Here is a 7,864-nt window from a genome sequence, read left to right as displayed (position 1 = left end):
AACTTTGAACGGTCTCTCGTGCAGCCAGTAAGCTAATGTGCAAGTGGTCTAATGTACGGTTAATTTTTTACAATCAGTCATCAGCGCACACGTTATGTCGTACCAGAGCTTTGAGTTTAATCAGTTCAAACAAATCAGTGCTGCACCACAGACAAAACAGCTTATTCGAGAACAGAACCCAACCTGGAATCGTTCAGCCAGGCGCTTGAGCCGTTGTCTTGGGGTCATTGCCTTGCTTTTGATCAGTGGACAAGGACTGAATGCCGCCGCATTGGCTTTAGAAGAAGCTCGACTCATGAGTGAGCCGATCTTACTGGCTCAGACACCGCTTTCGGCAACCATCCTTTACGTCAACCCAGCTTCTGGTACCGATGCCTCTAGAGCGGGGACCGAGAATACGCCCTACCGCACGATCGCCTACGCCCTGCGACAAGCAATGCCAGGAACCTACGTTCAACTCGCGCGAGGCAGCTACACGGAAGCATCGGGTGAGGTCTTTCCACTGACGGTACCGCCCGGAGTGGTGCTGCGGGGCGAAGAATCAGAAAAGGGACAGACGGTAGCAATTATCGGCGGTGGCAATCTCATCAGTCCCACGTTTGCCCGCCAAAATGTCACGCTTCAGGCAGGTAAGGATACCGAGATTCGCGGTATTTCAGTGACCAACCCCAACCTACGTGGTACAGGAATATGGGTCGAATCCGTCAATGCCAGGATTCAAAACTGCACGTTTAACCGCAACAATCGGGAAGGCATTTTCATCATGGGTACAGCTAACCCTGTCATTTCAGGCAGCGTGTTTACCCAAAATGGTGGTAATGGTATTTCTGTTGCCAATCGTGCCACTGGAGAAATTAGCGGCAATGTGTTTCAAAATACGGGGTTTGGTTTGGCGATCGGCGGTAGCGCTGCCCCTAGAGTCAATAGCAATCGCATCATTGAGAACACAGACGGTCTTTACATTAATGACTCTGCCCGGCCCATCTTGCGAAACAACGTCATTGAAAATAACAAGCGAGATGGCATTGTTGCTACCATCAATGCCCAACCAGACCTTGGCACATCTGGTAATGATGGCAACAACACAGTTCGCAATAATCGCCAGTATGATCTTAACAACACAACAAACGGCACGCTGTATTCAGTTGGAAACACGATGGATCCGAGAAAAGTGTCTGGTCGTGTTGCCTTTGTTGCGCCTGCGATCGCCTCTGGCGATTCGGAACAATTCACTGACGTGCAAGGGCACTGGGCGCAGGCTTACATCGCTGCTTTGGCGAAACGAAAGATTATCAGCGGCTTCCCCGGTGGGACGTTTCACCCCGATGACCCGGTTACGCGCGTGCAGTTTGCTGCCATCGTTGACAAAGCCTTCGCACCTTCAGCCAAACAGTCAGCGACACGCTTTAAAGATGTCAACAGCAGTTTTTGGGGCTACTCAGCAATCCAGTCCGCAGCAAGGGGGCAATTTATGCGGGGCTATCCGAACGGCGCTTTTCGTCCCAATCAGGCAATTCCGAGGGTTGAAGTACTGGTTGCTCTAGCCAATGGGCTGAGCTTCAACGCCAGCAGCACGGGTGCCCTTTCTAAATACCGCGACGCCGCACAGATTCCATCTTGGGCAACCACAGCCGTTGCCGCCGCCACCCAACGCAAAATCGTGGTCAATTACCCAACGCTGGTACAGCTTAACCCCACTCGCAATGCTACCCGCGCCGAAGTCGCCGCGTTTGTGTATCAGGCAATGGTCAACGCAGGCAAAGCAAACGCGATCGCGTCACCGTATATTGTGATGACTCCATAAAGAGTGAGGCAAGCCCGAAGGCTTAAGGCTGATTGCTGACCGCTGATTGCTTTTCAAAGCATCAGGAATCTGGCTTGCGTCCCGCTTTGCTTTCAAGGCGAAAGAGCCAGACCATGAGTGCTACCACACCAATTTGGAGTGCCAGATTTGGTAACGTATCGCTAACGTCTTGTCCTGCCAACAGTTTTGTTAAAAAAATAAACCCACCGATCGCACCAGATGCGGCAAAGCTAATGTACACAAACTTCCGCAATCCCCGGTAGGGCGCTTCTGCTTCCGCTTTCAAAAACGCATACTTCTCAGGGTCTGTCTGTTGCAGCGTTGAGCGATTGCTAACCCTTCCTGGAGGTTTTTCTGCCATCAGCTTACAAATCTTTCTAGCCCTACACTCTATACCCTACACCGATACTCCTTGAAATCACCAAGCCTGTTATACTGATTAATCGTTATGCCGATGTGGCTCAGTGGTAGAGCACTCGATTCGTAATCGAGCGGTCGCGGGTTCAAATCCCGCCATCGGCTTCAAGTGTACGTTCGCACATTAAATGTCGCAATTCGCGGATTGATGTCGTTCTGGCCTTTTTCTGGTTCGATTCGCGAATTAATGTCGCTTTTTAGTAAATTCATGCAGCTCGCGAATTAATATCGCTTTCAAGAACTCCTTTGCTTCCTTAGAAACAACTTCCTTAGAAACAACAGTGTTGTCTAATTTACGAATCGAGTGCTCCTTTCAGTCCCCCTCAAAATTCAAGCTCTATTCCTTCAACCCAATAGGCTGAGCGTAATACTCCCGTTCTAGAAATAAGCCCGCCCGCCTATCTCCGGGAGGGCAATGGTGACCTCTGCCAGCATCACGATCGACCCTCCATGCTGATACTTTCAGCCCGCCCACCTCTGGGAGGGCGATGGCGACCTGGATGGGTTAGACAGCGCCACTCGTATTCCACACTTTCAGCCCACCCACCTCTGGGAGGGCGATGGCGACTCCCAAAGCCAAAACCCTTGTCCTGCAAGCTTTCCAAAGTAAGTTTTGGCAAACCTGCTAAAAAACTGCCGTGCTACCTTCTTCTAGAGGAGGGCTTTGGTGCTTTCAAAGGGATGAAAGTCGCGCCAGCAGAGGGATTTTGGATTCTGGCAAACCTCCAGGGGTTTTTGACCTCGCTTCGGTTTGCCAAAAAAATGATGGAGGACTCCTCCTTGCTCGGAGGCGATTGATACGGAATCCGATTCAGATGCCTCTTTCTTTAGAGACCGCTATTCACAGGTGAACAGCTTTTTGCTCTGCCAGTGAGAGCAACAAATCGGATTCCGTATCAGCGGTAGCTGCCACTCCAGTCACACCGTCTGCTTCAATAAATTGAAGCGATGATGCTCCCGTACCTTCACACAGTGAAGGCTGAACTCACTTCTGCTGGGTGCGCACCTGCGCTACATTTGAAGAACGGACTCAACGAATGCAGCTTCCCATCCCCACACAAACCTCAAAATGAAGTCTGCGCCAAGACGGCAGTCAGTGAGCGGACAGCTACCAGGGTCGGAAAGCACAGTCGTCTTGCGACGACCAAACTGACCCTCATTTTTCACAGTTCAGCGGCTCAAAAAGCTTGAACTGAGGCGCTATTGTTCCGTATATTAACTTGTCCAGGTTCAAACGTACTAGCATGCACTTACTTTGTAGCGATCACACGGGCGTGATAGGCAGCGATCGCCATCTCTTGTGCTTGTGCTTGCGGTTTGCCTTGGAGCGGCTGAAAGCCTGACTCAACGGTGATGCCAAGTTGCTGCGCTTTACTACGGATCGCTTCAATGAGTCGGTTGTAGCTCCAGCGATGGATGTTCTGGCGGTGCTCTTTTGCGTACTTGTTTTGAACCTCAACTACGCTCGACTTCTGTGCTGCCTTTGCTGTAATTTCACTGGCGAGTAGTTCTCGCAGGTGTGTCAGGTTTGGAATCACGATGCTGCCTGCTTGATAAGTTTGGGTGAGTTGGATGATGGCCTTAGCCAGTAAGCGATCGACATACTGGCCCAGTTCTGATTCTGAAGGTTGGTACGCCACACCCCGTTGCTGATTTTTGTGACGTTGTAGAGCATTTTGCTGCTGCTGCTGGCGATGACGGTTGAGCAGGTGGTAGCGATCGCCCAGCAAGGTGCGAGGCGTGCAATAGGTCAGTGCATCGCCTGTGCTAGCATTGACAACGGCGGCTGTGACGGGATAAGCCAACCCAAGACTGAGTCCTACCAAAATTTCAGGTTTGCCCCAATAAGGTTTTTGGCCGGGACGATGGGGCAAATTTGTCGGGCGGCTAAGAGTGGAGGCATTGCGCTGCTGGAACTTTTGCTGGTGTTCTGTCAACTCGTGGTCAGAGGTTTCAAGAGTTCGGTTCCTGGTAGCTTTAGCTAGCTTCTCCTGCTAGACTTCCAGAGTGCCCTCTGCGGTCATCAAGCGAGTATCGAACGAGCAGTAAAGGGCAAGATGGTTTACATGCCAGGGTTCACCCTTACCCTCGCCTTCTCTCCAAGCCAGCATGGCTGAACTGAGGGTGAGTAAGCCTGCCGGATAGGTAGCTTTATTGGCTTGGTAGACTTGCCAATCATCTAAAAAACGCCGAAAGAAAGGCAGTTGCCGTTGGTCGCAGTACAACTGGAATAGGTATTCTTTGTTGGTCTTGAACCATTCTTTGATGTCAGGATCAGCCGCTTTAAGGTACTTATTGATGCCGATGAAGCTGACGGCAATTCTACCGTTTGCTGTCTTGCCCCAGAATACATCTGTAGAACTGCCGTAGATGATGGGATAGGGCAAAGAGGGGGGTCATGTGAGCAGTTTGGCTTGCCACTCGCGTGCTTGGGCGACGCTTTCGGAAACCTGCTGTGTCGCGATCGCCAATGTCTCCATAAACTCTTCCCCGGTTAGATCCCGTCCTTTCGGTAGGCGAGCCTGAAGCTGAGCCTCAAGTTGCTCGACCTCTTTCTGCTTGCGGTGAAGGCGGTGGGCAAATTTCTCTGGGTCTTCCTCAATCTCAAGGATTTTGCAGCCATTTTTGATCAGATAGGCGATCACGCAGCGGTTCAGGGTATCGTCTGTAGCATCATAAGCTTCAAACAAACGCGTCATGGGACTTGCTTTGTTAGCAGACTGAGCCTGCTGTGGTGCTGCCTTACGCTTCTTAGGGTTGGAAGCTGCTTGCGTTTCAGGCTCTATATTGAGTTGCTTCAGAACCGTTTGTGCCCTCTCTTTGATCGCTTCGAGAGTGGTGCTGCTGAGTTCAAGTAGTGCCGCATCACTCTTCACCACATTCAGCCACTTTTGTTTGCCATCCAGTCGGCGGCGGCGATTCTGCTGGAGCGCCAACCATGATTCATAGGTATAGGTCACCATCGAGATTGCCGAAGCGTAGAAGCGTCCAGGCTGCCCTGGATAAAGTGCCTTGAGTGGTTCACAAAGTTCTTTAACGACTTTTTCGGGGACAGTTCCTCGGCGTTGCCAGGTCTCAAAATCGGGATGCTGGCTGACTTGTTTCAGCAGATCGCTAACCAGGGGAGTATTGCTCTCGGTCATGAGGTGCCAGAGGTGGCGACGAACAGGCTCAGAGGCGACAAGGCGGCAATGAATGGTAATGATGCTCATGGTTGGCAATGACCCAGGGTAGCAAGCTACTCAAATGTTTTAGGTTGTCTGCTAGTGGTTCAAATGTACTGTTATTCTGTGAGGTATCATACTCTAAAGCTTGTCACAGTGACAAAATAGTTGGCATAACTCTTGCTCCTTCTCCGTCTCCTACACACTGGTGTGCATCACGGCTTTATCGGCTCTGGTGCATAACGAATTAATGGAACTTGAGGCATTTCTACGGCTTTGGGCGGTGTCACGGGAAGAACTAGCGTTCATCTGCGACTGCTCATTGACAACAGTTAACCACTGGTTTTCGCAGGGAGAGCATCGTCGGTTTCCCAATGAGAAGCATCAGCAAAAGCTGGCTCTAGCTCACCATATTTGGACGACGATCGAGACTGAGCCAGAGTATTTAAGGGTTTTGCGGGAAATGTATCAGAAGAAGCCACGGAGAATCGCTCTTTAAGGCTTGTCAGATGGCAAGTATTTCTTGTCATGTTGTCGAGGATCCGTTGTTGTTGCCCAAAGCTGTCAGCTTGTTAGTTTCGCCTCTGTAGCGGCATAGGGACATCAGCGTTCTGGCGAGTCGTGAAGGCTGAATTTAAAGCTCATTCGGAGGCGATCGCCCTCAGCCATCCCGCACCAGCCCGTAAAGTGCTTGGTTTTCAGGAGTGTCAGTTTTGCGATCTTCCAGAATCGTGCGGTCCAGAGCGAGTGGAGAAGCCACCGGATGAGCGCTTAAATGACCATGCTTTTTTTGGAGCATGAGTGCTGTAATTGCTGACGCGCAGAGCCTTTTTAAGCGGACTGTAATGACTCTTTAAAGAATCTGTTCGATCCGGCTGTGACTGTGGCAACACTGTATGGGGAGTTAAGGTAGTAGAACGTGCTCCCGTTGTGATGCTGCCCTATGCAAGCTTAGGAATACCGGATGGACGACTCAGATCGGCAACGAGTCCAGCACTTTCTCAAAACGTGGCAAGGCTCTCAGGGAAATGAGCGAGCCAACTATCAGGGCTTCTTTCGTGATCTGTGTGATGCGTTGGGAGTTGATCGCCCACCGCCAAAGGGCAATATTCCCGGCGATCCCTATGCTTTTGACAAGGATATTCGTGTCATTCATAAAGATGGCTTCAGCACGAACTACGCTGATTTCTACAAGGAAGGACATTTCCTGATTGAGGCGAAACAGGGCGGGAGTGCTTCTAACAAGGGCACAGCAAAGCGGGGTACGAAGACCTACGACACGGCGATGGAGAAAGCCTTTTATCAGGCACTCAGCTACACGCCGTTTTTGACGCAAAAGCCACCCTTTGTAATGACCTGCGATATTGGCTTCTCACTTTGAAGTGTGGATGAGCTTTAGCGGCAACTATGGTGGCTATGGGGCACGGGAAACCATTGTGATCGATCGACTGCTGGATGAGAAGGTCTTCGATCGCTTTGTTGCCATCTTCAACGATCCGCAAAGCCTGAATCCGGAGAAGTATCGGGCAAAAGTGATGCGGGAGGTTGCCGCTACGTTAGCGAAGCTGGCGCGGTGGTTAGAGGAGCAGGGCAATGAGCCGCAGGAGGTTGCCAACTTCTTGATGCGCTGTATCTTCACGATGTTTGCGGAAGATGTGGATCTGCTGCGAGGTGAGGTTTTTACGAAGGCGTTGAAGGAACGGTGGCTTACTGAACCAAAACTGTTTCAGCCAGAGATTGAGAGCCTTTGGCAGACGATGAACACGGGTGGCAATTTTGGGTTTGAGCGCATTTTGCGGTTCAACGGGAGCTTTTTTGCGGAGGCGACGGCATTTGACCTACCAAAAGCACAGCTAGAAACGCTGTATGAAGCAGCGGAAAAGGACTGGGCGGAGGTAGAGCCTGCCATTTTTGGGACGTTGCTGGAGCGGGCGCTGGACAAGAAGGAGCGGAGCCGCTTGGGAGCACACTACACGCCCCGATCCTATGTGGAACGGTTAGTGCGTCCAGTGGTGATGGAGCCGTTGCAAGAAGAGTGGCTGCTGGTGGAGACAGAGGTCGATCGACTGCTGATGCTGAAGGACGGGCAAGAGTCACCGACGAAGACGCAACGACAAAAAGCAGTGGATGAGATTGAGGCGTTTTTGGCGAAGCTGCGAACCGTTCGCATTCTTGACCCTGCCTGTGGGTCGGGCAATTTTTTGTATGTGACGCTGGATTTGCTGAAGACGCTGGAACGGGAGGTGGAAACCCGCCTGCTGGATGTGGTGGGGCAACGAGAGATTAACCTGTTAGAGGCGTTTGATCCACGGCTGGCAGGGCATAAACAGGTGAACCCAGCGCAGTTTTTGGGGATTGAAATTAACCCCAGAGCCGCCGCCATTGCCGAACTGGTGATCTGGATTGGGTATCTGCAATGGCACTTTGTGAAATGTCAATTACATAGACCGATTTCAAGCATCAATTTTCTCCTCCTTTT

General features: G+C 51.2%; 7 protein-coding genes, 1 tRNA gene and 1 pseudogene. 5 read left to right on the top strand and 4 right to left on the bottom strand.

Going from position 1 to position 7,864, the window contains the following annotated elements:
• Positions 1–94: 94 nt before the first annotated feature.
• On the top strand, positions 95–1,804 hold the full coding sequence (locus AC5JLP_RS01230) for a DUF1565 domain-containing protein (RefSeq protein ID WP_496066071.1): 1,710 nt from the start codon (positions 95–97) through the stop codon (positions 1,802–1,804).
• Positions 1,805–1,865: 61 nt separating this feature from the next.
• Here the strand turns inward: AC5JLP_RS01230 and AC5JLP_RS01225 are convergent, their stop codons facing one another.
• On the bottom strand, positions 1,866–2,165 hold the full coding sequence (locus AC5JLP_RS01225) for a DUF3493 domain-containing protein (protein ID WP_496066070.1): 300 nt from the start codon (positions 2,163–2,165) through the stop codon (positions 1,866–1,868).
• 89 nt (positions 2,166–2,254) lie between these two features.
• Here AC5JLP_RS01225 and AC5JLP_RS01220 point away from each other — a divergent pair.
• Positions 2,255–2,326, top strand: a tRNA-Thr gene (locus tag AC5JLP_RS01220).
• Between the two features lie 329 nt (positions 2,327–2,655).
• On the opposite strand, the gene AC5JLP_RS01215 is transcribed toward AC5JLP_RS01220, so the two are convergent.
• The 3 genes and pseudogenes from AC5JLP_RS01215 to AC5JLP_RS01205 all read right to left on the bottom strand — a co-directional run bounded on the left by AC5JLP_RS01215 (position 2,656) and on the right by AC5JLP_RS01205 (position 5,867).
• Positions 2,656–2,841, bottom strand: coding sequence for a hypothetical protein (locus tag AC5JLP_RS01215; RefSeq protein ID WP_496066069.1), 186 nt, complete (start codon positions 2,839–2,841; stop codon positions 2,656–2,658).
• 630 nt (positions 2,842–3,471) lie between these two features.
• A pseudogene (gene cas12k / locus AC5JLP_RS01210) lies at positions 3,472–5,433 on the bottom strand (type V CRISPR-associated protein Cas12k).
• Between the two features lie 284 nt (positions 5,434–5,717).
• A complete protein-coding gene (locus AC5JLP_RS01205) occupies positions 5,718–5,867 on the bottom strand; it encodes a hypothetical protein (protein WP_496066068.1) in 150 nt (49 codons plus the stop codon).
• A 139-nt stretch (positions 5,868–6,006) separates the two neighbouring features.
• On the opposite strand from AC5JLP_RS01205, the gene AC5JLP_RS01200 reads away from it, so the two are divergent.
• The 3 genes from AC5JLP_RS01200 to AC5JLP_RS01190 form a co-directional block, all read left to right on the top strand.
• Positions 6,007–6,186 carry a hypothetical protein gene (locus AC5JLP_RS01200; protein ID WP_496066067.1) on the top strand — a complete coding sequence of 60 codons (180 nt, stop codon included), beginning with the start codon at positions 6,007–6,009 and terminating at the stop codon, positions 6,184–6,186.
• A 163-nt stretch (positions 6,187–6,349) separates the two neighbouring features.
• Positions 6,350–6,766: a type IIL restriction-modification enzyme MmeI gene (locus AC5JLP_RS01195; protein WP_496066066.1), complete on the top strand. Its 417-nt coding sequence runs from the start codon at positions 6,350–6,352 to the stop codon at positions 6,764–6,766.
• Positions 6,750–7,864, top strand: a 1,115-nt coding sequence (locus AC5JLP_RS01190; RefSeq protein WP_496066065.1) for a DNA methyltransferase, incomplete at its 3' end; no start/stop codon positions are given. The genes AC5JLP_RS01195 and AC5JLP_RS01190, both read left to right, overlap by 17 nt.

It is taken from the genome of Stenomitos rutilans (genome assembly GCF_059505485.1).
The sequence above is the reverse complement of the archived record's forward strand: the minus strand, read 5'-3'. Positions and strand labels throughout refer to the sequence as shown.

Coding starts and splice junctions, on each gene's coding strand:
- AC5JLP_RS01225 (WP_496066070.1), bottom strand. CDS start 2,165: ATGGCAGAAAAACCTCCAGGAAGGGTTAGCAATCGCTCAACGCTGCAA.
- AC5JLP_RS01195 (WP_496066066.1), top strand. CDS start 6,350: ATGGACGACTCAGATCGGCAACGAGTCCAGCACTTTCTCAAAACGTGG.
- AC5JLP_RS01230 (WP_496066071.1), top strand. CDS start 95: ATGTCGTACCAGAGCTTTGAGTTTAATCAGTTCAAACAAATCAGTGCT.